This window comes from Simplicispira psychrophila DSM 11588 (assembly GCF_000688255.1).
GTDB lineage: Bacteria > Pseudomonadota > Gammaproteobacteria > Burkholderiales > Burkholderiaceae_C > Simplicispira > Simplicispira psychrophila.
Genome location: NZ_JHYS01000001.1, coordinates 279695 through 305314, shown reverse-complemented (window position 1 = coordinate 305314; position 25620 = coordinate 279695). Strand labels below are relative to the sequence as shown.

21 protein-coding genes, 1 tRNA gene and 1 pseudogene are annotated in these 25620 nt (G+C 63.3%); 6 read left to right on the top strand and 17 right to left on the bottom strand.

All coding sequences use genetic code 11. From position 1 onward, the window contains the following. Positions 1–43: 43 nt before the first annotated feature. Positions 44–544 (bottom strand): Lrp/AsnC family transcriptional regulator, encoded by a 501-nt coding sequence (locus tag Q390_RS0101290; RefSeq protein ID WP_027994447.1) that lies wholly within the window; start codon positions 542–544, stop codon positions 44–46. A gap of 123 nt (positions 545–667) precedes the next feature. On the opposite strand from Q390_RS0101290, the gene glmS reads away from it, so the two are divergent. Then, a complete protein-coding gene (gene glmS, locus Q390_RS0101285) occupies positions 668–2560 on the top strand; it encodes a glutamine--fructose-6-phosphate transaminase (isomerizing) (protein ID WP_027994446.1) in 1893 nt (630 codons plus the stop codon). A 62-nt stretch (positions 2561–2622) separates the two neighbouring features. Here glmS and Q390_RS0101280 read toward each other — a convergent pair whose 3' ends face one another. The 9 genes and pseudogenes from Q390_RS0101280 to Q390_RS0101245 all read right to left on the bottom strand — a co-directional run bounded on the left by Q390_RS0101280 (position 2623) and on the right by Q390_RS0101245 (position 10185). Next, a complete protein-coding gene (locus tag Q390_RS0101280; RefSeq protein WP_027994445.1) occupies positions 2623–3393 on the bottom strand; it encodes an HNH endonuclease family protein in 771 nt (256 codons plus the stop codon). Then, positions 3390–3779, bottom strand: a complete 390-nt coding sequence (locus Q390_RS20080) for a hypothetical protein (RefSeq protein ID WP_027994444.1) — start codon at positions 3777–3779, stop codon at positions 3390–3392. The genes Q390_RS0101280 and Q390_RS20080 overlap by 4 nt, the downstream gene beginning before the upstream one ends. A 67-nt stretch (positions 3780–3846) precedes the next feature. After that, positions 3847–4026 (bottom strand): annotated as a pseudogene (locus Q390_RS20675) (GmrSD restriction endonuclease domain-containing protein); the annotation flags it as partial. 13 nt (positions 4027–4039) lie between these two features. Then, a complete protein-coding gene (locus tag Q390_RS17170) occupies positions 4040–5509 on the bottom strand; it encodes a DUF262 domain-containing protein (protein ID WP_084153705.1) in 1470 nt (489 codons plus the stop codon). A gap of 33 nt (positions 5510–5542) precedes the next feature. Beyond that, on the bottom strand, positions 5543–6967 hold the full coding sequence (locus tag Q390_RS0101265; RefSeq protein ID WP_027994443.1) for an SPOR domain-containing protein: 1425 nt from the start codon (positions 6965–6967) through the stop codon (positions 5543–5545). Positions 6968–7283: 316 nt separating this feature from the next. Further along, positions 7284–7661: a VanZ family protein gene (locus Q390_RS0101260; protein WP_084153704.1), complete on the bottom strand. Its 378-nt coding sequence runs from the start codon at positions 7659–7661 to the stop codon at positions 7284–7286. Next, on the bottom strand, positions 7658–8593 hold the full coding sequence (locus Q390_RS17165) for a ketopantoate reductase family protein (protein WP_051602968.1): 936 nt from the start codon (positions 8591–8593) through the stop codon (positions 7658–7660). The genes Q390_RS0101260 and Q390_RS17165 overlap by 4 nt, the downstream gene beginning before the upstream one ends. A 63-nt stretch (positions 8594–8656) precedes the next feature. Next, the gene (locus tag Q390_RS0101250; protein WP_051602967.1) at positions 8657–9172 is read right to left on the bottom strand and encodes a CreA family protein; all 516 of its coding nucleotides are present in this window, start codon (positions 9170–9172) and stop codon (positions 8657–8659) included. Positions 9173–9240: 68 nt separating this feature from the next. Next, complete coding sequence (locus tag Q390_RS0101245; protein WP_027994440.1) at positions 9241–10185, bottom strand: LysR family transcriptional regulator; 945 nt, start codon at positions 10183–10185, stop codon at positions 9241–9243. 151 nt (positions 10186–10336) lie between these two features. Between Q390_RS0101245 and Q390_RS0101240 the strand changes: the two genes are divergently transcribed. Both Q390_RS0101240 and Q390_RS0101235 read left to right on the top strand, forming a co-directional pair. After that, a complete protein-coding gene (locus Q390_RS0101240) occupies positions 10337–11551 on the top strand; it encodes an ABC transporter substrate-binding protein (RefSeq protein ID WP_027994439.1) in 1215 nt (404 codons plus the stop codon). Between the two features lie 7 nt (positions 11552–11558). Further along, on the top strand, positions 11559–13091 hold the full coding sequence (locus tag Q390_RS0101235; RefSeq protein WP_211250400.1) for a CoA-acylating methylmalonate-semialdehyde dehydrogenase: 1533 nt from the start codon (positions 11559–11561) through the stop codon (positions 13089–13091). Positions 13092–13217: 126 nt separating this feature from the next. Here the strand turns inward: Q390_RS0101235 and cphA are convergent, their stop codons facing one another. Together cphA and Q390_RS0101225 are read right to left on the bottom strand one after the other, a co-directional pair. After that, complete coding sequence (gene cphA / locus Q390_RS0101230) at positions 13218–15785, bottom strand: cyanophycin synthetase (protein ID WP_027994437.1); 2568 nt, start codon at positions 15783–15785, stop codon at positions 13218–13220. A gap of 20 nt (positions 15786–15805) precedes the next feature. After that, positions 15806–18037, bottom strand: a complete 2232-nt coding sequence (locus tag Q390_RS0101225) for a cyanophycin synthetase (protein ID WP_027994436.1) — start codon at positions 18035–18037, stop codon at positions 15806–15808. A 227-nt stretch (positions 18038–18264) separates the two neighbouring features. On the opposite strand from Q390_RS0101225, the gene Q390_RS0101220 reads away from it, so the two are divergent. From Q390_RS0101220 to Q390_RS0101210, 3 genes are all read left to right on the top strand, one after another. Continuing rightward, on the top strand, positions 18265–20550 hold the full coding sequence (locus tag Q390_RS0101220) for a cyanophycin metabolism-associated ABC transporter (RefSeq protein WP_245606834.1): 2286 nt from the start codon (positions 18265–18267) through the stop codon (positions 20548–20550). Beyond that, entirely contained in the window at positions 20547–21032 is a 486-nt protein-coding gene (locus tag Q390_RS0101215) for a cyanophycin metabolism-associated DUF1854 family protein (RefSeq protein ID WP_027994434.1), read from the top strand. Before Q390_RS0101220 ends, Q390_RS0101215 begins: the two co-directional genes overlap by 4 nt. Positions 21033–21194: 162 nt before the next feature. Continuing rightward, complete coding sequence (locus Q390_RS0101210) at positions 21195–21626, top strand: hypothetical protein (protein WP_027994433.1); 432 nt, start codon at positions 21195–21197, stop codon at positions 21624–21626. Between the two features lie 39 nt (positions 21627–21665). Here the strand turns inward: Q390_RS0101210 and Q390_RS17160 are convergent, their stop codons facing one another. The 5 genes from Q390_RS17160 to Q390_RS19790 form a co-directional block, all read right to left on the bottom strand. After that, on the bottom strand, positions 21666–22067 hold the full coding sequence (locus tag Q390_RS17160) for an EF-hand domain-containing protein (protein WP_156949789.1): 402 nt from the start codon (positions 22065–22067) through the stop codon (positions 21666–21668). Between the two features lie 17 nt (positions 22068–22084). Next, entirely contained in the window at positions 22085–23041 is a 957-nt protein-coding gene (locus tag Q390_RS0101200; RefSeq protein ID WP_051602965.1) for a 5'-nucleotidase, read from the bottom strand. A gap of 22 nt (positions 23042–23063) precedes the next feature. Then, the gene (gene gspF, locus Q390_RS0101195) at positions 23064–24293 is read right to left on the bottom strand and encodes a type II secretion system inner membrane protein GspF (protein ID WP_027994431.1); all 1230 of its coding nucleotides are present in this window, start codon (positions 24291–24293) and stop codon (positions 23064–23066) included. Positions 24294–24412: 119 nt separating this feature from the next. Next, positions 24413–25459: an LLM class flavin-dependent oxidoreductase gene (locus tag Q390_RS17155; RefSeq protein ID WP_037471918.1), complete on the bottom strand. Its 1047-nt coding sequence runs from the start codon at positions 25457–25459 to the stop codon at positions 24413–24415. Between the two features lie 54 nt (positions 25460–25513). Further along, positions 25514–25609: transfer RNA gene (locus Q390_RS19790), tRNA-Sec, on the bottom strand. Positions 25610–25620: the final 11 nt, after the last annotated feature.

Sequence of the window (25620 nt, the reverse complement as noted above, 5' to 3'; positions counted from 1 at the left end):
CCTGGAGGGCGGGTGTCGTGCCACTCTACGCCCATAAAAGGTGTCAACCTGTTTTGGTCACAACAATGCGTGTATCAAATTTGGCGCGCCGGGTGCTGAAGAAAGCCCGCACATTGCGCACATTGGCATGGCTGGTGAACAGGCGCTGTGCCAGCCCCAGATAGGCCGGCATATCCGGCGTCTGCGTGACCAGCACAAAGTCCGGCCCCGGCGAGACGCGCCAGCACTGCTGCACGGCGGCCTCCTGCACGGCGCGCGCTTCAAAGGCATCGAGCAATTCGGCGCCTTGGCGCTCCAGTGTGATTTCAACAATCGTGTGCAGCCCGTGGCCCAGCAGCGCCGCTACGCGGTCGGGCTGCAAAATAGCCACTTGGCGCTCGATCAGTCCGGCGCTGTGCAGGCGCTTGATGCGGCGCAGGCAGGTCGGCGGCGACACATGCACGCGCTCGGCCAGCGCCTGGTTGCTTTGCGCGGCATCGGTTTGCAGCGCATCGAGCAGCTGCAGGTCGATAGCATCGAGTTCAAAAGATTCATTTTTTGTCATGGAATGAAATTTAATTTCTTAAATAGATTTTTATGAAATTAAAATTCATTTGCATAGATAAATCAAACAGATATTTCTGATCGAACCCCCTACGATGGCGCCATCTTTTACCGGAGGTGGACTATGTGCGGCATCGTTGGGGCAGTTTCATCGCGCAATATCGTGCCCGTGTTGGTACAGGGCTTGCAGCGGCTCGAATACCGTGGCTACGATTCCTGCGGCGTGGCCATCCATGCCGTCAGCCGGGGCAGCACCCGCCCCAGCGGCTTGCAGCGTGCGCGCAGCACGGCGCGCGTCTCTGAATTGATGGAGCGCGTGCAAAGCGACCACATTCAAGGCGGCACCGGCATTGCCCACACCCGCTGGGCGACGCACGGCGCGCCGGTCGAGTGCAACGCGCACCCGCATTTCAGCTACGGGGCCACGGTCGATGCCGCCGCTGAGGGCACCGCCGTTGGCCGGGTGGCGCTGGTGCACAACGGCATCATTGAAAACTACGAAGCCTTGCGCACCCGCCTGCAGGCGGCAGGCTATGTCTTTGCCAGCCAGACCGACACCGAAATCGTCGCTCATCTGGTGGACAGCCTGTATAGCGGTGACTTGTTTGAGGCGGTGCAGGCGGCGGTGGCGCAACTGCACGGTGCGTTTGCCATTGCCGTGATGCACAAGGACGAACCGCAGCGTGTGGTCGGTGCGCGCGCCGGCTCGCCGCTGATTTTGGGCGTGGGGCAGGACGGCAGCGAGCATTTTCTGGCCAGCGACGCCATGGCGCTGGCCGGCGTGACCGACCAAATCATTTATCTGCAAGAGGGCGATCTGGTGGACTTGCAACCGGGTCGCTACTGGATCACCGGCCAAGACGGGCGCGCGCTGAGTGCCGAGCAGCGCCCGGTGCGCACCGTGCAGGCGCACAGCGGCGCCGCCGAGCTGGGACCGTACCGGCACTACATGCAAAAAGAAATTTTCGAGCAGCCACGCGCCATTGCCGACACGCTGGACGGCGTGCAAGGCATCGTGCCCGAGCTGTTTGGCGACGGCGCCTACCGCGTGTTCCAAGTGATCGACTCGGTGCTGATCCTGGCCTGCGGCACCAGCTACTACAGCGGCTGCGTCGCCAAATATTGGCTGGAAGGCATCGCGCAAATCCCCACCCAGGTCGAGGTGGCGAGCGAATACCGCTACCGCACCAGCGTGCCCAATCCGCGCCAGCTCATCGTCACCATCAGCCAGTCGGGCGAAACGGCGGACACCTTGGCGGCGCTGCGCCACGCGCAAAGCCTGGGCCATCCGCACACGCTGACCATCTGCAATGTCGCCACCAGCGCCATGGTGCGCGAATGTGCGCTGGCCTACATCACCCGTGCCGGCATTGAAATTGGCGTCGCCAGCACCAAGGCCTTCACCACGCAACTGGCCGGCCTGTTTTTGCTCACCTTGGCACTGGCGCAAAGCAAGGGCCGTTTGACCGAGGAGCAGGAAGCCGCGCACCTCACCGCCATGCGCCACCTGCCGGTGGCCTTGCAGGCGGTGCTGGCGCTGGAGCCGCAAATCATCAGCTGGGCCGAAGACTTTGCGCGCATGGAAAACGCGCTGTTTCTGGGCCGGGGCCTGCACTACCCGATTGCCTTGGAAGGCGCGCTCAAGCTGAAAGAAATCAGCTATATCCACGCCGAGGCCTACCCGGCGGGGGAACTGAAACACGGCCCACTGGCACTGGTCACCAGCGCTATGCCAGTGGTCACGGTGGCGCCGAACGACGCGCTGCTGGAAAAGCTCAAAAGCAATATGCAGGAAGTACGCGCACGCGGCGGCGTGCTGTACGTGCTGGCCGATGCCGACACGCGCATCGACAGCGAAGATGGCATCCACGTCATCCGTATGCCCGAGCACTACGGCGCGTTAAGCCCGCTGCTGCATGTCGTGCCGCTGCAACTGCTGGCCTACCACACGGCGGTGGCACGCGGCACCGACGTCGATAAGCCGCGCAATTTGGCCAAGAGTGTGACGGTGGAGTGAGGGGGCCGGGAGTGGAAATCATGCTGATTGCCTTGCTTGCGAGAGGTCCTTTCTTGCGATTTTTAAGAGGTTTGAATCAAACCATTCGACGCAAAGGCCTGCCGCAGCAGTTGCAGCATGTGGGCTTGATGGTGCTGTATCGCAGTTTCCGCAGTCCATGCGCCTTTTTCTTGGAATGCTTGGTGCATGGCCAATACTTTCAGGCTGCAATGGCGTTTTTCGTGCAAAAGCTGCTGAAACTTGCCCTCTGGAACGGCATTGCCCAAACGGGAATTCATCGCATGGCTTACCAAGCACAGGTTGCCAAAAGTATGCAGCTGCTGCTGCTGCTCTGGCCAAGGTATTACGCCCGCCAACGGCGTCTGCGGATGTAAATGTTCCACAGAACGGCGGCTGCTGGTAAAGGCAAAATCTTTCCCTCCCGCCACGTCGCCCTGCAGCCACAGCAGGTAGTCCAAGAAGTTGAAGTCGATCAAGCGCACGGAGCCATAGCACAGCTTCTGTAGCCAGACTCCCTCATCCAGCGGGACGGCCGCTGCACGGTCAAAGCCACCGCTTCGGCGCACCACATCCTCATAGCCGGGGGCATCTTCCGCATCGGAGCCCACTTCCAGCACAAAGGCCTTGGCCAACGCCTCCAGTTGCGCCAAGAATGCCGCTGCGTCAATGGCCCGGTGCATGTCTTGCTGCAGCAGCCAGCGCAGCACCCCCTGCAACCAATGCTTGCGGGTAGGCAGCATGTAGGAGACGTGAAAAGCCGCCTGCAACATGCGAATGCGGCCAGGCAACGCCCCCTCGTCATCCCCCACATCCTGTTTGCCAAAGCTATTCACTTGCTGCAGCGCAGCAGCACAAAAGCAAAGTAACGCACGCGCTGCAGGCGCAGCACCAGCAGCTCCACCCCTTCTGTTTCCTGGGACGGATACAGCGCGGCTTTAAATGCGTCTAGCAAATGCTTGTCATCCAGCGGTGTTTTTTCTTCAGCCTTGTGCGGCATTAACGCCAGCACTTGCAGCAAAAAGTTGGGGAAGTTGATCACCGGGCCAAACTGCACCTTCTCCTCTTCATCGCTCGGCTCCGCCTCAGTTGGTAACTTTTTGTTTTGTGTCGTCAACGTTTGCAGCGCGGCAATCGGTTGGGGGGCAATCACATCGCCCAGCCCGCGCAAGACCGACACCAGCAAACTCAACGTGGTCAGCCGCTGCTGACCATCTACCACCTCCCATTGCTCCTGCTGCGTGCCAGTGCTGGTGCTGGCGGTAGGGCTGCGCCCGTAACACCACCAAGGTACCGATGTAATAGTCCTGCGCGTCCGGGCGCTCTACAGAGTCCTGCACATCGGCCATCAGCAGGGTGATTTCATCCACCCCCCATGCGTAATTGCGCTGATAGACCGGAATGCAATAGGCATCTTTGGCCAGCACCTGCTGCACGCTCAGCAACTGCGGCTCATGTTCGCTCGCCATGCGCAGCCTCCTTCTAATACCCCAAGGTGTGCATCAAGGTTTTCAATGGATCCAAACCCTCCACAGGACCGTCCTTTTTGTAAGTGGCTGGGGGTAGTTCCATCTCCCAAAAGGCTTGCGGCGTCGTTGCATCCCGCAGCACAGCAAAAGGGTTGGATAAGCATTCACGCACAAACTTGTCCATGCTGCCGGCCAGCACCCGCCGGTCCAGCAAGCGCCAATAGGCCCACACAAACGCCTGCTTCACCGCCCGCGACAGTTCGTAGTCACCAAATTTGTCTACGTAATACATCAGCAAGGCATCAAACACCGCACGCACATGGCCGTCCCCTTTGCGCCAGTGGCCCGGGTAGCGGCCCAAGGTCAGCAAAATGCTGCGTGCCTCAGCGTCCAGCTGCAGCCCTTGGGTACGCTCCAGCCGCTGCACCCAGGGCGGCAGCTGATCAGGCGCTTGCTGCTGGTGAAAATCCATGCGCCAGTAATGCTGTACCCAGTCAAAAAAACGCAGTCCATTCACCACGGGTGCATCCAGCTGGCAAGGCCATACCGCACCGCGCTTATCACCATGGTTTTCGATCCGGTGGACGGCGGCATCCAGCAGGCGCCAGGTGTTCGCCAGGGGGAAAGAGGTGGCTTGCGTGTCCAGACGCAGCCCTTTGAAGCTTCCTACCTGCAGCTTGCCAAACGACTCGGCCTCTAGCGTGCGGGCGCGTTGGCGCACTTGAAACAAAAAGCGAGCAAACAAGCGGTGCAACTCCTCTTGTGAGCAGCGCTCCCACGCCTGCACGGCGCTGGGACTCTGGGCCTGCTCGTGCGGGCGCAAAGCCCGCAAGTGATAGGCCTTGAGCAAATCATGCGCACACAAGTCTTTGCCGCGCGCATTTTGTGCATCAAAAAACTGAAAGGCTTCGGCCAAGCTGTGGAGTTTGACCAACACCACCTCGCAGCGCTGCAGCAAAAAGCGTATCTGCGCCGCGCCCCACTGGGTCTGACGCAAATGGCGTGCAATCAGCGCATAGTTGTCGCGCACATTGCGCTGCGACAAGATGTCCTCCAAGTGTGGGTCAAACAGCTGCAGACCAGCCAATTGCTGGTAAACCTGTGTATCGGCCTCTGCTGGCGCAATGACTGCAACTGCCACATCCACCGGCTCCACTGCAGGGACGGCCGCAGGGCCGCGCTGCGCCCGGAGGGCATGCAGCACCAGTAGCAAGGTTACGCAGCGCTGCTGCCCATCGACAATGTTCAGCGCTTTAGTTTCCTCACCCTGTTTTTCGTCATGCAAGACAACCGTGCCCAGCCGGTAGCTGTCTGGCCCCAGCGCTGGCGACACCAGGCATTGCTGCTCGATATCGGCCAGTAATTGCAGCACGTGTTTGCTGCTCCACTGGTAGGGCCGTTGGTAGATGGGAATGCGCAAGCGCTGCAAAGTCAGCAAATCGGGCAGCGCCACAATTTGCACCACGGCGGGTGTTGCTCGCATAGAGATGTGCACCCTTGACGGTAGCCAGCGCCCTTACTGCGCGCGCTGGCGGAACTCGACGGCTTCCAGTCCCAGGCGGCGGATCTGCTGGCGGGCCTTTTGGGCCTCGGCGGCGCTGCTGAACGGGCCTACGCGCACGCGGATGAGCTCGCCTTTGGGGCTGGTGACGGTCTGGCGGAAGGCGGGCAGGCCGGCGTTGAGCAGCTTGGCTTGGGCGCGACGGGCGTTGCCGACTTCAGCAAATACGCCGACGTTGAAGTAGTGGCCCGCCGCGCTGCCGGCCGTCGGCAGGGGGCTGTCGCTGTCGCTGGTGGCAGGCGTGCTGGCAGTGGCCACGGGCGCTTTTTCAGCCGGGGCGGGTAGAGGCGATGCGGATTTTTTGCGTAACTTTGCCGATGCCCGGTCTGCTATTTTTTTCGTTGCTTTGGCGGGCGTGGTGTCTGGCTTTTTCTCAGGGACTTTTGCTGGCTCTTTTTCTGCCACCTTCTCGGGGACTGTGGCGGTGGGGGTTTTGTCGCGCACTTTTTTCTCGGCCTTGGTGGGCGCGGCAGTGGGCGCAGGCGGGGGCGAGGGCGCCAGCGCCGGTGTGGTTAGGGGGGCCGGCAAAGGTGGCGGCAGGGGGGCTGGCGGCACTGCGGCGGGTTCTTGTGCGGGCAGCGGGATATACGCTGGCGCGGGTGTCGCGGCGTTGACCGGGGCGTTCAGTGCACTGGACTGCTGGGCGGCGTCGGACGCGGGCAGCACTGCGGCGGGTTTGGCTGGGCTGAGCAAGCCTGGCAGCGTGGCGGGAATGATGGGTGTGCCCGGGTCTGCGCTGACCTGTTTTACCTTGCCAGACAGCGTGGGCGCTGAATCGGCACTGGGGCTGGCTTGACCCCAGCCGCTGGGCGGTGCCAGGATCAGGGCCGCCGCCACGGCTGTCAGCAGCAGCACGTTGATGGCCGCGATTTTCAGCAGCCGGGGTCGGCTGCTGGCTTGGCGTTCCAGCAGGGCGCAGGCTTCAGGCAGGGTGGGCGCGGTGGCGATGGCGCGTGCGATGCGCTTGCGGATCTCGGTGTGGAGCAGGGCGTCGCCAAACAGGCCGGGCAGCGCGAAGGCAAAAATTGCCAGCCCGGCGAGCAGGCCATATTCGATGGCTGGAGGCATATTCAGCATCGGCCGGGCGACGCCGAACACCACCAGCCCCAGTCCTTCAATCAGCGCCAGATACACCAGCGCCACGCCCCACATGGCGTGCAGTGCCATCCAATTGAGCGTGACCAGACTGGCCGTCAGGTTCCAGCCCAGGGGCGCGCGTCCGGCACGGTCAAAGCGTTCAAACAGCGCCAGATAACGTGGCAATTGCACGGGCCCCAGGGCGGCGCTGTAGAGCGCAATCATGGCGCTGTTGCTGGCTGAGGACGGCAGACCCAGGGCGTCGGCAAAGGAGCTGGGGGTCAAGGGGCGCGGTGGGGGCATGGCGTCGATCCAGCAGAAAACACAAAATGGAAGGGGTGAATCATTCTGTCGCGCTGGTAGGCAGGGGATGGATTGCTATGGATTGCGGGTTTTCAGGCGGTGCCTGGGGTGCATGGCCTGCGCCTTGCGGTCTGATCTGGTGTGCGTCGGTTTCCTCGATTCGGCCAACGGCGGCATGGACAACGAATGATGTAACGCATTGTCGGGCCAATCGTGCGCTGCAGGGAAGTCAAAAGCACGCCTAAACCCCGCCAAGCGTGCAACCTGGGCCTCTGTGCCACGTTGGCGGATGGTTGACAGGGCGTTTCGGGACGTTTCAGGCGGTGAGTCGACGCAATCCCCAGGCCACCACGGTGCCCGCAGCCAGCCCCACGCTGTCGGCGAACCAGTCCTGCCAGTCGCCAACCCGCCAAGTGGTGGTCGCCTGCGCCAGTTCGATCGCGCCGCCGTACAGCAGCAGCCCCAGCAGTACGCGTCCCGGATGGCGTGGGTAGGCCAGCAGTCCGCAAGCGCCCAGGCCTGCAAAGGCTAAGGCATGTTGCGCCTTGTCCCAGATGCTGAATGCCTGCGGCGGCAGGTAGTCGCCGGGCAGCAGCGAGAGCGTGAATACGCCCAGCAGCAAGGCCCAAAAGACCGCAGGCAGCGCGCGCTGCAGCCAGCGCGGAAAAAGTGTGTGGCCCAGGGCGCGGTTCATGGCGTGGCCCGGCCGGCATCGGCTGCGTGATTTGGCCACTGCTGCTCTAGCAGGCGCACTAGCGTGTGCAGCAGGCGGTTGGCGGGCGTGGCAATACCCAGTGCGGCGCCCTGGCGCACGATGAAACCGTTGAGGTGGTCGATCTCGCTGCGCTTGCCGCGCGCCAGGTCTTGTGCGGTGGACGACAGTTGCTGCGGCATGGTCTGCGCCAGCGCCAGGGTGGTCGCAAGGATGTCGGCGGGCAGGGTGACGCCGCGTGCCTGCGCCACGGCCTGGCACTCGCGCACGATGTCGGTCATCACCTGCACCACGTCCAAGTCGGGGTTGCCCACGATGGCGCCATACGGCAGGCGGGTGATGGCCGACAGCGGGTTGTAAACGCAGTTAAGCACCAGCTTGGCCCACAGCGCGCCGGCTACGTTGTCTGAAATTTCTGTCGGAATGCCGGCGCTGCGCAAGGCGCTGGCGATGGCGGCGCTGTCCTGACCCGGTGCCAGCACCAGTTCGCCGCGCCCGAGGTGGCGCACCTGGCCGGGCGCAGTCATGGCGCTGGCGACGTAGACCACGCTGGCCAGCACTGGGCGCCCGAGGAGGGCTTGCAGACGCTCGGCGTTGTCCACGCCGTTTTGCAGGCTCAGCACCACGGCGCCGGCGTCCAAATGCGCTGCCATGGCCAGACCGGCGCTCTCGGTATCGGTCGATTTGACGCAACACAGCACCCACTGCGCGCCGCGCACAGCGCTGGCGTTGCTGCTGGCGTGTACGGGGATGCGTTCCTGGCCGGCGGCAGTGTGCAGCCACAAGCCACCCGCCTGGGTGATGGCCTGGACGTGGGCCGGGCGGGCAATCAGCGTGACCGCGTGGCCGGCCCGCGCCAGCAGTGCACCGTAGTAACAGCCGACAGCGCCGGCACCCATCACAGCAATTTTCATAGCTACCACCGCATATATCTAAAGGGCTAGAGGCTGATTTGACTCATAAACAAGCATCCAGGCCTATTTTTTGAGTGAAATCGGTGTGGCGCGGTCGATGGGTACGGCCGTGATGCTGTTTTGCGGCGAGCCGTCAATCAGCTTTTCTGAGTAGGTCAGGTACACCAGCGTGTTGCGCGGCGCGTCCACCATGCGCACGATGCGCAGGCGCTTGAACAGAATGGACAGGCGCTCGCTGAACACTTCTTCCTGCTGGCGCAGCGGCTTGGGGAAGCTCACGGGCCCGGTTTGGCGGCAAGCGATGGAGGCTTCGGCCCGGTCTTCGGCCAAGCCCAGCGAGCCCTTGATGCCGCCGGTGCGCGCGCGCGAGACATAGCAGGTCACGCCGGTGACGCCTGGGTCTTCATAGGCCTCGACCAGGATGTCGTGGTCGCGGCCAATCCATTTGAAAGCCGTGTCCACGGTACCAATTTTTTCGGCCAGCGCGCCCAGGCTGCTGCCGGCTAAAGCCAGTCCGAGACAGAAACGCAGGGCCGCGCGGCCAGTGCCAGCGCGTAAATGCAGGGAGGGTGTTTTCATGGATGTGTGCGGGTTGGTTCAAGGGGGTGCAGGGTCAGTGCCGGTGTGCAGACCGAGCCGACGCTTTCTCAGTCGATGCGTTGCAGGGTACGCGATTCGCCCATCAGAAACGCCTGGTTGCGTTCTGTGGCCTCGCGCAGGTACTCCCACAGGGCGCGTACGCGGGCCAGTTCGCGCCGCTCGCTGGGCGCGGCGATCCAGAAGGTGCGAATCAGGTCGATCTCTGCCGGCAGCACCGGCACCAGGTCGGCGCATTGCGCGGCCAGAAAGCACGGCAGCACCGCCAGCCCCTGGCCCTCGCGCACGGCGCTGTACTGGGCCACGATGCTGGTGCTGCGCAGCGGAGTGGGCGCGTGCGGGGCAATGGTTTCGAGGTAGCGCAACTCGGGGCTGAAGGAGAGTTCGTCCACATAGCCAAACAGGCGGTGCTCGGCCAGATCGGCCTTGCAGCGGATGCCGGGATGGCTGGCCAGGTAGCCGGTGCAGGCGTACAGCTGCAGGCGGTACGGCGCCAGCTTGCTGACGACTTGCGAGTTGCTGCGCGGGCGCTCGATATTGATGGCGAGATCGGCTTCGCGTTGGGACAGGTTGATGAAGCGTGGCACCACCAGCAGTTCGACGCTGATGGCGGGGTGGCGGTCGCAAAAATGGCTCAGGTGGGGCGCCAGAAAAAAACTGCCGAAACCTTCTGTTGCGCCCAGGCGGACATGGCCTGTCAGCATCTGGCTGTCGCCGCCAATGTCTTCGTCCAGCAGCGCGACCGTGCTCTCGATGCGCTCGACATGCTCCAGCAGCCGATGGCCGGCGGCCGTCAGGACGTGGCCGGCTGGGGTGCGCTCGAACAATTGGGTGCCCAGTTCTTTTTCCAGCCGGTGCAGGCGACGCGTGACGGTGGAGTGGTCCACGTTGAGACGCCGGGCGGCCTCCTGGGCCGATTGGGCACGCACCACGGCCAGAAACAGGCGCAGGTTGTCCCAGTTGATGCCGGCCGGGGAGAGTCCTGCCTGGATCATGGGCGTTGCCTAGCCACGGGGTGACTGCAGTGGTGCAAATTTGCATTCGAAGTATTCATAAGTTCCGTATCCGGATGCATAAACACAATGATAAAGTGATTTGGCAGCCTACAGGCTGCAGGTTCAGGCAACCCCATAAAAGGAGACAGACATGAAAAAATACCTCAAAAATTCGGTGGCCATAGGCGTCTTGGCATTGTGTGCCGGTGCGCAGGCGCAGATCTCAGATGGTGTGGTCAAGATTGGCGTGCTGACCGACATGGCCGGGCCCTATTCCGGCATGGGCGGCGCCGGCTCGGTGGTGGCGGCGCGCATGGCAGTCGAAGACTGCCTCAAGGCCGAGTGCAAGGACATGAAGATCGAGGTGGTCAGTGCCGACCACCAGAACAAGGCCGACATTGCCGCCACCCGGGCGCGCGAGTGGCTGGACCGTGACAAGGTCGATGCGCTGGCCGACCTGACCAATTCGGCCGGGGCCCTGGCGATCCAAAAGCTGATCAAGGAAAAAGGCGGCATTGCGCTCTACAGCGGCCCGGCCACCACGCGCCTGACCAACGAGGACTGCACCACCAATGGTTTCCACTGGATGTTTGACACCTATTCGTCGGCCTCGGGCGCGGCGGCAGCGCTGACCAAAGAGGGCTTCAAGTCGTGGTACTTCCTGACAGTGGACTACGCTTTTGGCCATTCGCTCGAAAAGGACGCTTCGGACATGGTCAAGTCGCTGGGCGGCACGGTGGTGGGTAGCGTGCGCCATCCGCTCAATGCCAGCGATTTTTCTTCGTTCATGCTGCAGGCCCAAGCCTCTAAAGCGCAGGTGATTGGCTTGGCCAACGGCGCCCAAGACACCGTCAACGCCATCAAGGCGGCGCGCGAGTTTGGCGTGGATGGCAAGAGCCAGCGGGTGGCCGCATTGCTGATGTTCCTGACCGACGTGCACTCGCTCGGCTTGAACCAGGCGCAGGGCCTGCTGTTCTCCGAGGGTTTCTATTGGGACATGGACGACCAGACGCGCGCCTTCTCGTCGCGCTTTGAAAAACTGCACAAGGGCTACAAGCCGACCATGGTGCAGGCGGGCGTGTACTCCAGCGTGCTGCATTACCTCAAATCAGTGGCCGCTGCCAAGACCGACGACTGGAAGGTGGTGGCGCAAAAGATGCGTGAGTTGCCAATCAAGGATGCCGTGATGCGCAACGCCAGCATCCGTCCCGATGGCCGGGTGGTTCACGACATGTACCTGTTCCAGGTGAAGAAGCCGTCCGAGTCCAAAGGCACCTGGGATTACTACAACACCGTCAGCACCATTCCTGCGGCCACCGCCTTCAAGCCGCTGGCCCAATCGACCTGCCCGTTGGTCAAAAACTAAGGAGTCCATGGCTATGAACACCACTGCTTCTTCCCCTGTCCGCGCCCCCGTCACCATCCACCACTTTATTGGTGGCAAGGCCTACCCGTCCAAAAGCACCGAGTGGCGCGAAGTCACCAACCCCGCCACCCAGGAAGTGGTGGCGCGCGTGCCGTTTGCCACGTCCGAAGAAGTCAACCTGGCCGTGTCCAGCGCGCACGAGGCTTTCAAAACCTGGCGCAGCACCTCGCTGGGCGCGCGGATGCGCATCATGCTCAAGTTGCAGCATTTGGTGCGCGAGCATCTGCCCGAACTGGCGCAGCTGATCACCCTGGAGCACGGCAAAACCCTGCCCGATGCCGAAGGCGAAGTGGCGCGCGGGCTGGAAGTGATAGAGCACGCCTGCTCCATCACCACACTGCAGTTGGGCGAGATTGCCGAAAACGCCGCCACCGGCGTCGATGTCTACAATCTGCTGCAACCGATTGGCGTCGGCGCGGGCATCACCGCGTTCAACTTTCCGGTGATGCTGCCGTGCTTCATGTTCCCGATGGCCATTGCCTGCGGCAACACCTTTGTGCTCAAGCCCTCCGAGCAAGACCCCAGCTCGACCATGCGCTTGGTCGAACTGGCACACGAGGCCGGCGTGCCACCCGGCGTGCTGAATGTCATTCATGGCGGCGCGCAAGTGGCCGACATGATTTGCGATCACCCGGACATTGCCGCGCTGTCGTTCATCGGCTCGACCCATGTCGGCCAGCACATCTACCGCCGCGCCTCAGACGCCGGCAAGCGGGTGCAGTCGATGATGGGCGCCAAAAACCACTGCGTGGTGATGCCGGATGCGCACAAAGACCATGCCATCAACAACCTGCTGGGCTCGGCTTTTGGCGCGGCCGGACAGCGTTGCATGGCCAACTCGGTGGCCGTGCTGGTCGGCGCGGCGCGCGACTGGCTGCCCGAGGTGACCGAGCGGGCGCAGGCGCTCAAAGTCGGCCCCGGTAGCGACCGTCAGGCCGACCTGGGGCCGCTGGTCAACCCCCAGGCGCGCCAGCGCGTGCTGCGTTTGATTGATTCGGGTGTGGCGCAAGGTGCCAGCCTGCTGCTTGATGGTCGCCAGTGCACGGTGGCGGGTTATGAGCAGGGCAATTTTGTCGGCCCGACGATTTTTGCCGACGTCAAGGCCGAAATGGACATCTACCAGCAGGAGATTTTTGGCCCGGTGCTGACCGTGATGTGCGTCGAGACGCTGGAAGAAGCGATTGCGCTGATCAACGCCAACCCGAACGGCAACGGTACCTCGATTTTTACGTCGAGCGGCTGGGCGGCGCGCAAGTACCAGCACGACATCAACGTCGGCCAGGTCGGCATCAACGTGCCGATTCCGGTGCCGGTGGCCTACTTCAGCTTCACCGGCTCGCGCGCGTCCAAAATGGGCGACCTGGGCCCGAACGGCAAGCAGGCAGTGCAGTTCTGGACGCAGACCAAGACGGTGACAGCGCGCTGGTTTGAGGACGGCAGCGCGTCCGAGGGACTGAATACCACTATCTCGATGAAGTGATTTCAAGCCAAATCGGCTTATAGCGCTTATACAGCAAGCGCTAGTAGCTATCTAAATAATAGCAAAAAGCCCATAAAAATGGCCCCGGTGCATGACGCAGCGGGGCCGTTTTACGTTCAAGGCGGTTTACGGCTGGCTGCAGCGCTGCGCCAGATGGGCCAGCGCTTCTTCCACCTGATCGACCAGCACCAAGCACAGATCGCCCGGTTGCAGGCGTGCCAGCGCCGTATCGATGGCGACAAATTCGCCGTAGATTTCTTCGGTGTAGGTGGTGCGCGTGGCGCCTTGCAGGCCTTCGCGCAGCAGGGCGATGACTTCGCCGTCGCCGCGCCCGCGCTGGGCGGCGTCTTGGTACAGGATCACGTCGTCAAACGCCGCGCCGAGGATGGCGGTTTGCACGCGGATGTCTTCATCGCGCCGATCGCCGGCGCCGCTGATGACCACGCTGCGGCGGTTGCCGGGCAGCGCATCGACAGCCGATACCAGTGCGCGCATGGCGTCGGGGTTGTGGCCGTAGTCGGCGATCACCGTGGCGCCTTGGTAGTCCATCAGGTTAAAGCGGCCGGGGGCGTTGTCGCTGTCGTTGACAAAGCCCGACAGGCCACGGCGCACCGTCTCCCACGACAGGCCAGCGCCCCAAGCGGCAGCGACGGCAGCCATGACGTTTTCGACCTGAAAGCCAATCCGACCATTGCGCGTGATCGGTACGTCGCGCAGGTGGATGGCTTCGCGCCACGAGCCTTCGGCGGCAATGATCGAGTCGCCATCGACATACACCGAGCGGTGGCCTTGGGCACGGTGCGTAGCCATCACCGGGTGGTGGCGATCCACCGCGAAATAGATGATCTTGCCGGGGCAGGCCGGTGCCATGGCAGCGACGATCGGGTCGGTGGCGTTGAGCACGGCGTAGCCGTCCGGCGCGACGTTTTGCACGATGACGCGCTTGAGTACCGCCAAGTCTTCCACCGTGTTGATGAAGTTCATCCCCAAGTGATCGCCCTCGCCAATATTGGTCACCACCGCCACTTGGCAGCGGTCAAAACCCAGGCCTTCGCGCAAGATGCCGCCGCGTGCGGTTTCAAACACGGCGGCGTCCACTTCGGGGTGCAGCAGTACGTTGCGGGCGCTTTTCGGGCCAGAGCAATCGCCGCTGTCGATCTGGCGGCCATTGACGTAGACGCCGTCGGTATTGGTCATGCCGACGCGCAGGCCGTGGGCGCTGAACAAATGCGCAATCAGGCGTGCGGTAGTGGTTTTGCCATTGGTGCCGGTGACGGCAACGACGGGAATGCGGCCGTCCTGGCCGTGCGCAAACACCTGCGCCACCATCGCGGCACCGATGGCGCGCGGTTTGCCGTAGGACGGCGCCAAGTGCATCCGCAGACCGGGCGCGGCATTGACTTCGACGAAACCGCCGTTTTGTTCTTCAATCGGGTGCAACACGCTCTCACACACCAGATCGACGCCGCAGATGTGCAGGCCGACCATTTGCGCCGCTTCGACTGCACGCGCCGCCACGTCGGGGTGGACGTCGTCGGTCACATCGGTGGCGCTGCCGCCGGTGGACAGGTTGGCGTTGTTGCGCAAAATCACCCGCTGGCCCTTGGCCGGCACCGAGTCGGGGCTCAAGCCTTGTGCGGTCAAGCGGGCCACGGCAATGTCGTCGAGGCGAATTTTGGTCAGCGGCGTGGCATGGCCTTCGCCCCGGCGTGGGTCGAGGTTGACCAAATCGACCAGCTCGCGCACGGTGTGGATGGCGTCGCCCAGTACCTGGGGCGGCTCGCGCCGGGCGGCGGCGACCAGTTGGTTACCGACCACCAGCAGGCGAAAGTCGTGGCCGGGCAGAAAGCGCTCGACCATCACCGTGCCGTATTCGACGGCGTTGGCATAAGCCTCGTCTAGTGCCGCGCGGTCGGTGATGTTCACCGTGACGCCCTTGCCCTGGTTGCCGTCTTGCGGTTTGACGACCACGGGCAGGCCGACTTCCAGCGCTACCGCCCAGCCTTCGTCAGGCGATTCCACCGGGCGACCCAGCGGCACCGGCACGCCAGCGGCGTGCAGCAGGCGCTTGGTCAGGTCTTTGTCTTGCGCTACCGATTCGGCCACGGCGCTGGTGGCGTCGATCTCGGCCGCCTGGATGCGCCGCTGTTTCGAGCCCCAGCCAAACTGCACCAAGCTGCCCTGTGTCAGCCGCCGCCACGGAATGCCGCGCGCGGCAGCGGCTTCGACGATGGCGCCGGTGCTCGGACCCAGGCGCTCGCTTTCGTCCAGCTCGCGCAAGGCAGCGACAGCGGCGTCGCTGTCAAAGGGCTTTCCGGCCACCGCCGCCTCGATCAGCGCCTGTGCATCAGCAAAAGCCTGGCGGCCCACGGCTTCTTCGGTGTATTCGACGATGACCTGGTACACGCCCGGTTCGGGCGTGGTTGCGGTGCGGCTGAAGGTGACCGGGCAGCCGGCCTGGGCCTGCAGCGCCAGCGCGGCCGATTGCAGTACATGGGCGAGGGCAATATCGCTGTCGCTGCCCTCGGGCAGCAGCGTGCCGATGGCCGGAAACAGCGCGCGCAGGCGGGCTTCAAAACCGGTGATCTGCGCCATGGCGCGCTCACTGTCAGCGCAGGTCACGACGGCTTCAATCGCCGTGTTGCGGCTCCAAAGGTTGGGGCCGCGCAGGGCCCGGGTGCGGGTTACATCCATGGAATTCTTTCAGGAGCGGCTCAAAGAGGCAGGGTGACGGTGCGGGAATGGGCGGCACTGCTGCTGGGCAGTTCCGGCTCGAAGGTCTTGATGCCGGCAGCGATCAGGTCGGGCGCAATGTCCAGGGCCCAGGCGGCGCCAATGGCGGCCAGCAGCGTATGTACCGGCGGCGTGCTGGCGCCTTGGGCAAACGCCAAACGGGCCAGCGTCCCGAGAGATTTTTCGGTGGCGCCGGTGGCCAGTACCACGTTGCCACCTTTGACCAGCACCGCGCGGCCTTGGTCGTTGGCACGGTGTGCGACCACGGTCGGGTGGTCGGCATCGGTGGTATAAAAAATGACAGCGCCGTCGCACAGGCGGGCCAGATCGGCGACTTGTGGCTCATCGGCATTGAGTACCGCAGCGCCGCTGGGCAGCACCACATCGACCTGGGTGCGCAGCACCTTGGCCATTTGTGCGGCTTCATGGATGTCGAACTCGGCCAAACCTTCAAAGCCGTCCATGTCGGTCACCACACCGACGGTGCAGCGGTCGTAGGCCAAGCCGTCCTGCAAGATGGCCCGGGCATCGTTTTCAATCACCGCCGCTTGCACCATCTGGCTGACCAGCAGGCGGTGTGCGCCGGCCCAGTGGGCGCTGTCACGCTGATCCACACAGCGCTGGTTCATCCACATGCCGCTTTTGCAAGCCAAGCCGGTGTAGTGTCCGCTCAGGTGCGACAACCAAGCTACCAGCCGGGCTACGGTGGCGGTGCCCCGTGTGCCGGCGACGCCGACCACCGGAATGCGCCCCACTTGGCGGTCGGTGGGGCTGTCTTGCAGCGGAAACAGGTGCTCGGCAATCGCTTGACCCACCGGGCGCGAGGCGCCCACCGCGGGCTTGAGGTGCATCAGCAGGCCGGGGCCAGCATTCACTTCGACGATGGCGCCGCCCTGCAGATGCAGCGGCTTGGAGATGTCCTGTGCCACCATGTCGATGCCGGCAATGTCCAAGCCGACCACGCGCGCCGCCAGTTGGGCGATGTAGGCCACCTCGGGGTGCACGTCATCGGTGCAATCGACCGCCACGTTGCCGTTGCGCTGCACGATCACCTGCGCGCCGGCGGCAGGGATGGCGTCGGGGCTCAATCCTTGGCGCTTGATTTCTAGCTGCACGGCCACGTTGGTGGCCATGTCGATCAATTCCAGCGGATATTCCTCTTCGTGGCCACGGCGCGGGTCAGAGTTCAGCTGGCTGTCGATCAGCTCGGTCACGCTGGAGCGGCCATTGCCGGTGATGCTGATCAGCTCGCCGCGCGCCGCCGCCACCACCTTGCCGCCGACCACCAGCAGGCGGTGCTCATCGCCGGGGATGAAGCGCTCGACCATGACGTCGCTGCCCTCGGGGTAGGCGACGTGGTAGGCCGCTTCAATGTCTTGCTGCTGGCGCAAATCCAGCGTCACACCGCGTGCGTGGTTGCCGTCGGACGGTTTGACGACGACTGGCAGACCAATGCTTTGCGCCGCTTCCCAGGCTTCTTCGGGGCTGTTGACGACCTGGCCTTCAGGCACCGGCACGCCGCAGGCCTTGAGCAGGCTTTTGGTCAGGTCCTTGTCGCTGGCAATGCCTTCAGCAATGGCGCTGGTGAACTCACTCTCGGCGGTCCAGATGCGCCGCTGTGATGCGCCATAGCCCATCTGCACCAAGTTGCCGTCGTTCAGGCGGATGTGTGGAATACCGCGATCGCCGGCAGCGGTGACGATGCAGGCGGTGCTGGGGCCCAGGTAGCGGTCGTCCACTTCGGTGCGCACGCGTGCCACGGCGGCAGCGACGTCAAACGGTTCGTCGTTGATCGCCGCCATGATCAGGCGGTGGCCTTGCTCCAGCGCGACCCGTGCCACCCGTTCTTCGCGGGCGCGAAACACCATGCGGTAGACGCCGTGCTGCGAGGTGCTGCGCGTCTGGCCAAAGCCGGTCGGCATACCGGCCAGATTGAGCAGTTCGATGACGATGTGCTCCAGCACATGGCCGCACCAAGTGCCCTCTTGCATACGCTGCAAAAAGCCACCGCGCTCGCCCACGCCGCAGTGGTGCTCGATCAGCGCCGGTAGCCAGGTGGTCAGCCGGTCATTGAAGCCAGGCAGTTGGTGCGAGGGCGAGTTTTCCAGCACCCCCAGGTCCAGCCAGACTTCCAGCACAGGGCGATAAGTCCAGATGTTGGGACCGCGCAAATAATTGATGCGCAGCAGTTCGATATCTTTGATTTTGGCCATGGGTCGCAACCGGTCAGTGAAGTCAGTGAAGTGCGGAGATGCAGAAAAAGCAAGGGGTGAGGAAGGGTGAGAAATTGTGCACTCACCCGATTGTCAGCGGGCGGCGGGGTTCAGGCGTTAAATACCGCACGGCACGATGCCGAATATCCTGGCGCCGCCAGGAGCAAAACAACAAACCCATGCCACATGATTCTGTAAACGCCCCCGGTGTTTTGTCGGACTTTTCGATGTCCGCAGCGCAAGCAGTGCTTGCCCCCCATGAAAACGCACTGGCCACACTGCAGGTTGACCTGAGCGCCGACCTGCACTTTGCCACTGGCCGTGTCATCCTGACCGAGCAGCGCTTGCTGGCCTGTGATCCGGGTACCAGCGCATGGCGCGATTGGCCGCTGGCCGCTGATCTGCAGCTGCGCCTGCTGGAGCATGGCGGTGTCGGCACGCTGGAGTTGCACGACAGCACGCAGCGCTTGGCGCTGTGGCGCTTCACACTGGGAGCGCATGCTGCGGCGCTGCGCATGGTGCAGCGCTTTGACCAGCAACTGGTGCGCCTGGCGCACTGGGCCAGTCACCCGCTAGAGGATGCTTTGGACCATGAGCCGGTGCAGTGCCCGACCTGTCTCAGCATATTGCCAAGCAATGTTGACGAGTGTCCGTTGTGCGCGCGCACGCAGCCGGCACACATCTCTACTTGGGTGCTGCTGCGTCTGTGGCGATTTGCGCGGCCGTATCGCGGCCAACTGGCGGCTGGTTTTGCGCTGACGATGGCCTCGACCGCTGCCACGCTGGTGCCGCCCTACCTGACCATTCCACTGATGGACGACATCCTGATTCCGTTCCAGAACGGTCAGAAGATCGAGACCAGTCTGGTGCTGCTGTACCTGTCGGGCCTGCTGGCTTCGGCCCTGCTGGCCTGGGGACTGGGCTGGGCGCGCACCTACATCCTGGCGCTGGTGTCCGAGCGCATTGGCGCCGATTTGCGCACCACCACCTACGAGCATTTGCTGCGCCTGTCACTGGACTATTTTGGCGCCAAGCGCACTGGCGACCTGATGGCGCGCATTGGTTCCGAGACCGACCGCATCAACGTTTTTTTATCGCTGCACGCGCTCGACTTTGTCACCGACGTGCTGATGATTTTCATGACGGCGGCGATTTTGTTCTCCATCAACCCGTGGCTGGCGTTGGTGACGTTGGTGCCGCTGCCGTTCATCGGCTGGATGATCCATGCCGTGCGCGATCGCTTGCGCACCGGTTTTGAGAAAATCGACCGCGTCTGGTCGCAAGTGACCAACGTCCTGGCTGACACCATTCCCGGCATCCGCGTGGTCAAGGCCTTTGCCCAGGAAAAGCGCGAGGCGCAGCGCTTTCACGAGGCCAACCAGCACAACCTGCAGGTCAACGACAAGCTCAACAAGACCTGGTCGCTGTTCACACCCACGGTGTCGCTGCTGACCGAAATCGGCCTGCTGGTGGTGTGGGGCTGCGGCATTTGGCTGGTGGCGCACAGCCAGATCACCGTCGGTGTGCTGACGGCGTTCATTGCTTACATCGGGCGCTTTTATGGCCGACTCGATTCCATGAGCCGCATTGTCTCGGTGACGCAAAAAGCCGCTGCCGGTGCCAAGCGCATTTTTGACATCCTCGACCACGTCAGCAACGTGCCCGATCCGGCCCAGCCGGTCAAAATTGACAAGGCGAAAGGGGCTATTGCACTGCGCCAAGTGGGCTTTCGCCATGGCAGCCGGGTGATCATCAAAAAACTCGACTTGGACATCCGCCCGGGCGAGATGATCGGTCTGGTGGGCCACAGCGGCTCGGGCAAGAGCACGCTGGCCAATCTGATTTGCCGTTTTTATGACGTCAGCGACGGCTCGATTCAGTTGGACGGTGTCGATATTCGCCGCTTGGCGGTGGCCGATTACCGCAGCCACATCGGCTTGGTATTGCAAGAACCGTTCTTGTTCTTTGGCACCATTGCCGAGAACATTGCCTATGGCAAGCCCGACGCCACCCGCGCTGAAATCATGGCCGCCGCCCGCGCCGCGCACGCGCACGAATTCATCCTGCGCTTGGTGCATGGCTATGACTCGCTGGTGGGCGAGCGTGGCCAAGGCTTGTCGGGCGGTGAGCGCCAGCGCATCAGCATTGCGCGTGCCTTGCTGATTGACCCGCGCATCCTGATCCTCGACGAAGCCACCTCCGCCGTGGACACCGAGACGGAGAAAGAAATCCAGAAAGCCCTGGACAACCTAGTGCAAGGGCGCACCACCATTGCCATTGCGCACCGCCTGTCCACGCTGCGCAAGGCCGACCGACTGGTGGTGCTGGACCGCGGTGAAGTGGTGGAAGTGGGGCCGCACGACGAGTTGATGGCGCGCCAGGGCGCCTACTGGCGCTTGTACGAAGCGCAGGCGCGCCGCGCCGAAGAAGACGCCCAGGCGGCGGGCGTGCTGGTGCACGCCGACCCGGCCGTGCGTCCCGCCGCCATCCCTGTTGAAAGCACCCCCTCATGAATTCCGCTGATCTGTCCTCCCCCATGCAACTGCAGCGCAATGCCCACGGCCGCCTGGTGCTGACGCTGGGCGACGGCACCGTACACACCGATGTGGTGCCAGTGCGCGCGTTTCCGATTGCCGCACCGCAGGAGGGGCTGTCCCTCATCGGTAGCAACGGCCACGAGCTGCTGTGGATCGAGCGCTTGGCGGATATGCCGACCCCGGCGCGTCGCCTGCTGGAAGAAGAACTATCACTGCGGGAATTTGTCCCGGTGATTGAAAAAATCTGCAGCGTATCGAGTTTTTCCACCCCCTGCACTTGGACCGTGGACACCGATCGCGGCACGGCGCAATTTGTGCTCAAGGGCGAAGAGGACATTCGCCGCCTGCAGGGCCGCAGTGCGCTACTGATTGCCGCTGGCGACGGTGTGCAGTACACCGTGCGCGATACCGCCGCGCTCGACAAGGCCTCGTTGCGCCTGCTGGAGCGGTTTTTATGAGGGGTAAAGTGGTCCACAGGAGGGCGTGGCTGGCCAAGCCAAAATCCGTGATGTGTTTCAATCGGTGAATAAAGCCTCAATAAACCCTGCTTATTGCCGTAATAAGATGAACGAGGAGGCTGTAGAGCCGTTTTTATAATTCATCCACCATGGGCCACTGTCATGCAAATACTACCTGTTGATCGAACGTCATCCTGGCAGTCTCAGGGCGCAGATTTGTATTCCACTGGGGCTTCTGGTGCGGTACCTGTGCGCCCTATCCATGCCCCCAACCCGGTCGAGTCGATGGACCGGTTAGGCGAAGGGGCGGTTGTCAAAGCACCGGATAAACCGTCGGCTCCCGAGGCACCGAACCGCGATTGGACGGCAGTCAAAACACAGGACACCGTCAAAGAGCCGGAAGAGCCGCCGAAAGAGCCGATCTACAAGCTGCTGCTGGAGCATTTGCGCGAAATGTGGCGTGCCAGTGGTAGCGCCATTGAATTGGCGCAAGACATCAACAAGATCACCTTGTCTGAGCGCATGGCGCAGCAGGGCAAGAAAGACAACTTGCTCTACGCCGACCCCAGCATCAAGCGCCCCGGCAGGCCTTGACCCGGGCGCAGGCCGCCCCTAGCGTGACCTGCTGGCGCATTACGGTTTTTCCTCTGCATCTTGCCCGGCTTCGGTGTCTGTGCCGTCTGGCGCTTGCACCTCCGATGCGCGTTCACGCTGGCGCTGGCGATCCCGTTTGGCGCGGTAGCGCACGGCATAGGCGCGCACTTCTTCATAGTTCAGGTAGTTGTCGTGGTTGGTGTCGGCCTCGCTGAAGGCCGCAGCCAAGCGCGGAAACAGCGCTACTTCGGATCGGCTGATTTTGCCGTCGCCATTGAAGTCGAGCAGTTGGAAGTCGCGCATGGCCTTGATTTCGCCCTTGCTCAAAGGCGCGCCGTCGGGGCCGCGCGGTGCCGTGGTGGCTGCGGTGCTGCTCTGGGCGCTGGCCAAGGCGCACACGCCTATGAGCAATAGCGCACAAAGCATCCGTAAAAATCGCATGTTGAATACTCCTGGGTTCACGGCAGCGGCGCCGCTGTGGTGGACGTTAGCGGTTGATTGGCAATACCGCTGCTGACATGGCCGGACGGCACATGCAGAGCGGCGGCGCTGACATGGCCGGTCTGGTCGTCAAAGAAAAAATCGGGCTCGAACTCACGCAAAAATTCGCCTTTGGGCAGACCGCCCAAAAACATGGCTTCATCGACAGCGATTTTCCAGCTCATCAGCGTCTGCAGGGCGCGCTCGTGCGCCGGTGCGCCGCGCGCCGTCACCAGCGCGGTGCGAATGCGCATGTCGGAGGCGCCGCTGCGCTGCAGGCGCTGCAAGGCGCTCAAAAATGGTTTGAACGGCCCAGCCGGCAAAGGTTGCAGCGCTTTTTCGCGCTCGTGCGCCTGAAAGGCATCCAGCCCGGCGGACTGGAAGACGCGCTCGGCTTCATCGGAAAACAGTACAGCGTCGCCGTCAAAGGCGATACGCACCTCATGCGGGTGCGTGGCGCTGGCCTGCACCGATTGCGTGGCCACGCGCGCCGCCGGAAAGCCCATCGCCAGCGCTTCGTTCACATCCGCTGCATTGGCCGATAAAAACAGGTGCGCGCCCAGCGGACGCAGGTAGCGAAACGGCGCTGCGCCCTGCGTGAACACGCCGCGCTGCACGCTCGCCAGCCCATGTGCCTGCGCCGAGCGGAACACGCGCATGCCGCTGACCGGGTCGTTGCGCGACAGCACCACCACCTGCACGCGCTGGTGCTCGGGCGTGTTGAAGGCCAGCAGCTTTTTGACCAACGAAAATGCCACGCCCGGGCGCGCTGGTATCTCTAGGCGCTCGAGTTGCAATTGCATGTAGTCCGAGGCCTGACCGGAATCAAACAGTTGGTTCTCTTCTTCAAAATCAAACAGCGCGCGCGACGAAATCGCCACCACCAGCTTGTCGGTGATGGCAGCGGGTGCGGCATGAAGATCACTAGCAGTCATGGCAGGTTTCTGGCTTGGGGGCTTATTTGACGAACTGGTTGAGCTGGATGATTGGCAGCAGCACGGCTAGCACGATCAGCATGACTACCAAGCCCATGGCGACGATCAGCAGCGGCTCCAGGATGGTGGCCAGTTGCAGAGCGCGGCGCTGCACTTCGGTGGACAGCTGCACGGCGGCGCGCTGCAGCATCAGCGGCAGCTGGCCGGTTTGCTCGCCCAAGCGCGCAAACATCGACAGCAGGCCAGGAAAGCGCTTCTTTTGCGCCAGTGCCGAGGCCAGCGGTGCGCCCTCGCGCACCAGCACCAGCGCATCCAGTGCATCAGCCCGCATGGCGCGGTTGTTCAGGGTTTCCGCGGCGGCTTGCAGCGCTTTCAAAATCGGCACCCCCGCGCCGGCCAGCATCGCCAGCGTGCTGGCAAAGCGCGCTGCGTTGTAGCCGCGCGCCAGCTTGCCGAGGATGGGCACATTCAGCCACGCGGCGTCAAATTTTTGGCGAAAAGCCTCTCTGGCCAAAGCCCAGCGTGCGCTGATAGCTATCAAAATCAAAGCAACCAATAGCGCCAGCCCAAAGCTGCGGACAAAGTCGCTCACGGCCAACATTGCCACCGTCAGAAACGGCAGCGCGCGCTTGCTGCCGGCAAACACGCTGGCCACCTGCGGCACCACGTAGCCGACCAGAAATAGCACGATGACAATCGCCACCAGCGTGACGATGGCCGGGTACAGCGCGGCGCCGATCAGCTTGGCCTTCAATGCCTGGCGTTCCTCCAGGTCGTCGGCCAGGCGTTCGAGCACCAGCCCCAGGCTGCCGCTGTGCTCGCCAGCGCCAATCACGGCGCAGTAAATGTCAGAAAACTCGCGCGGATGCTGCGCCAGCGCGCGCGCAAAGGTCGAACCGGCATTGACCTCGGCGCGCAGCACTGCCACCAGGTGGCGTTGGCGCTCGTCATCGGCTTCGTCTGCCAGCGCGGTCAGGGCGCGTTCCAGGGGTAGGCCGGACGACACCAGTCCGGCGACTTGGCGCGTCCAAATCGCCAGCCCGGTGGCGTTGAACACCGGGCGCGTGAATAGGCTACGTCTGAGGGCGCCGCTGCTACCGGGTGCGGCGTCCGGGCCGACCAGCACCACCGCCAGCGGCACCAGCGCCTGCGCGCGCAACTGGCTGCGCGCGGCTTTGGCGGTGTCGGCCTCCAACAGGCCCTTGCGGGTCTGGCCCTGGGCGTCGAGGGCTTCAAAAGTAAAGGCGGGCATGGGACAAAGGGCGAGGCAAAGACGCAGGTGGAAAGCAGGCGTTGATGGTAGCCGCTGCCAAAACTTGGCATCAAACAGGCCTTAAACGCTTACCCAGTAAGCGCTATAAGCTCATTTTTTTATAGTGCAACCTGGCTTTGCAGCGTGTCCTTCAGCGCGCTGCAGGCGGCGGCGGTGATGTCCATCGAGCGCAGGCGCAGCGCCGGATCAAAGATGTCGCTGACCAGCATAAACTCGTCGGCGCGCGTGGCCTGCGCCAGAGCCGCCAGGCCGTGCTGCACGGTGTCTGGCCCGCCGATCACGGCGGCGGCGAGAAAGTCGTTGATGGCGGCCGTTTCTTGCGGCCGCAGCTGGGCGGCAAAGTTTTCCACCGGCGGCAACAGTAGGCGCCGGTCACCGGTCAAGATGCCCAGTACCCGCTGGTAAGTGCTGCTAGCCAAAAACTCGGCTTCCGCGTCGGTCGATGCTGCAATCACTGGTACACCGATCACCACATACGGCTTGGCCAGCGCCGCTGAGGGCTTGAACTGGCGCCGGTACAGGTCAATCGCCTGCAGCAGCAGGCGCGGTGCAAAGTGCGAGGCGAAGGCGTACGGCAAGCCGCGCTCTGCCGCCAGCTGCGCCGAAAACAGGCTCGATCCGAGCAGCCAAATCGGCACGTTGGTGCCGGCGCCGGGCGTGGCCACCAAGCGCTGGCCGGGTTGCGCCGGGGCCAACAGGCGCTGCAACTCGGCGACATCGCGCGGAAAGTCTTCGGCCGTCTCCAGCCGGTCGCGGCGCAGGGCGCGCATGGTCAGTGGGTCGGTGCCGGGGGCGCGGCCCAACCCCAGGTCGATGCGATTCGGATACAGCTCGGCCAGCGTGCCAAAGGCCTCGGCCACCACCAGCGGCGCATGGTTGGGCAGCATCACGCCGCCCGAACCGACGCGGATGCGCTGGGTGCCGCCAGCAAGGTGGCCCACCAGCACCGCCGTGGCCGAACTGGCAATGCTGGCCATGTTGTGGTGCTCGGCCAGCCAATAGCGTTTGAAACCCAGCGACTCGGCATGTTGCGCGGTACGCAGAGAAATTTGTAGCGCCTGGGCCACGGTGCCGCCTTCGCGCACCGCCACCAAATCGAGCATGGAGAGGGTAGGAACTTTGGGGAAAGAAGCTGAAGCAGTCATGCAGCCATTGTGCTGCGGGCGGCAAGACCTTGCTCGGGTCGGCGCAGGTTTTTATGGCGGAAAGCAGCAGGAGTCGAACCTACCAAGGAGCGGCTGACGCCCCTTACCGGGTTTGAAGCCCGGGCACACCACCGGGTGCATTTGCCTTCCTGAGAGCCTGT

Excerpts from the sequence above, each read along its gene's own strand:
- Q390_RS0101290 (WP_027994447.1), bottom strand. The coding sequence starts at position 544 with ATGACAAAAAATGAATCTTTTGAACTCGATGCTATCGACCTGCAGCTG.
- glmS (WP_027994446.1), top strand. The coding sequence starts at position 668 with ATGTGCGGCATCGTTGGGGCAGTTTCATCGCGCAATATCGTGCCCGTG.
- Q390_RS17170 (WP_084153705.1), bottom strand. The coding sequence starts at position 5,509 with ATGCGAGCAACACCCGCCGTGGTGCAAATTGTGGCGCTGCCCGATTTG.
- Q390_RS0101265 (WP_027994443.1), bottom strand. The coding sequence starts at position 6,967 with ATGCCCCCACCGCGCCCCTTGACCCCCAGCTCCTTTGCCGACGCCCTG.
- Q390_RS0101260 (WP_084153704.1), bottom strand. The coding sequence starts at position 7,661 with ATGAACCGCGCCCTGGGCCACACACTTTTTCCGCGCTGGCTGCAGCGC.
- Q390_RS17165 (WP_051602968.1), bottom strand. The coding sequence starts at position 8,593 with ATGAAAATTGCTGTGATGGGTGCCGGCGCTGTCGGCTGTTACTACGGT.
- Q390_RS0101250 (WP_051602967.1), bottom strand. The coding sequence starts at position 9,172 with ATGAAAACACCCTCCCTGCATTTACGCGCTGGCACTGGCCGCGCGGCC.
- Q390_RS0101245 (WP_027994440.1), bottom strand. The coding sequence starts at position 10,185 with ATGATCCAGGCAGGACTCTCCCCGGCCGGCATCAACTGGGACAACCTG.
- Q390_RS0101240 (WP_027994439.1), top strand. The coding sequence starts at position 10,337 with ATGAAAAAATACCTCAAAAATTCGGTGGCCATAGGCGTCTTGGCATTG.
- Q390_RS0101235 (WP_211250400.1), top strand. The coding sequence starts at position 11,559 with ATGGCTATGAACACCACTGCTTCTTCCCCTGTCCGCGCCCCCGTCACC.
- cphA (WP_027994437.1), bottom strand. The coding sequence starts at position 15,785 with ATGGATGTAACCCGCACCCGGGCCCTGCGCGGCCCCAACCTTTGGAGC.
- Q390_RS0101225 (WP_027994436.1), bottom strand. The coding sequence starts at position 18,037 with ATGGCCAAAATCAAAGATATCGAACTGCTGCGCATCAATTATTTGCGC.
- Q390_RS0101220 (WP_245606834.1), top strand. The coding sequence starts at position 18,265 with ATGTCCGCAGCGCAAGCAGTGCTTGCCCCCCATGAAAACGCACTGGCC.
- Q390_RS0101215 (WP_027994434.1), top strand. The coding sequence starts at position 20,547 with ATGAATTCCGCTGATCTGTCCTCCCCCATGCAACTGCAGCGCAATGCC.
- Q390_RS0101210 (WP_027994433.1), top strand. The coding sequence starts at position 21,195 with ATGCAAATACTACCTGTTGATCGAACGTCATCCTGGCAGTCTCAGGGC.
- Q390_RS17160 (WP_156949789.1), bottom strand. The coding sequence starts at position 22,067 with ATGCGATTTTTACGGATGCTTTGTGCGCTATTGCTCATAGGCGTGTGC.
- Q390_RS0101200 (WP_051602965.1), bottom strand. The coding sequence starts at position 23,041 with ATGACTGCTAGTGATCTTCATGCCGCACCCGCTGCCATCACCGACAAG.
- gspF (WP_027994431.1), bottom strand. The coding sequence starts at position 24,293 with ATGCCCGCCTTTACTTTTGAAGCCCTCGACGCCCAGGGCCAGACCCGC.
- Q390_RS17155 (WP_037471918.1), bottom strand. The coding sequence starts at position 25,459 with ATGACTGCTTCAGCTTCTTTCCCCAAAGTTCCTACCCTCTCCATGCTC.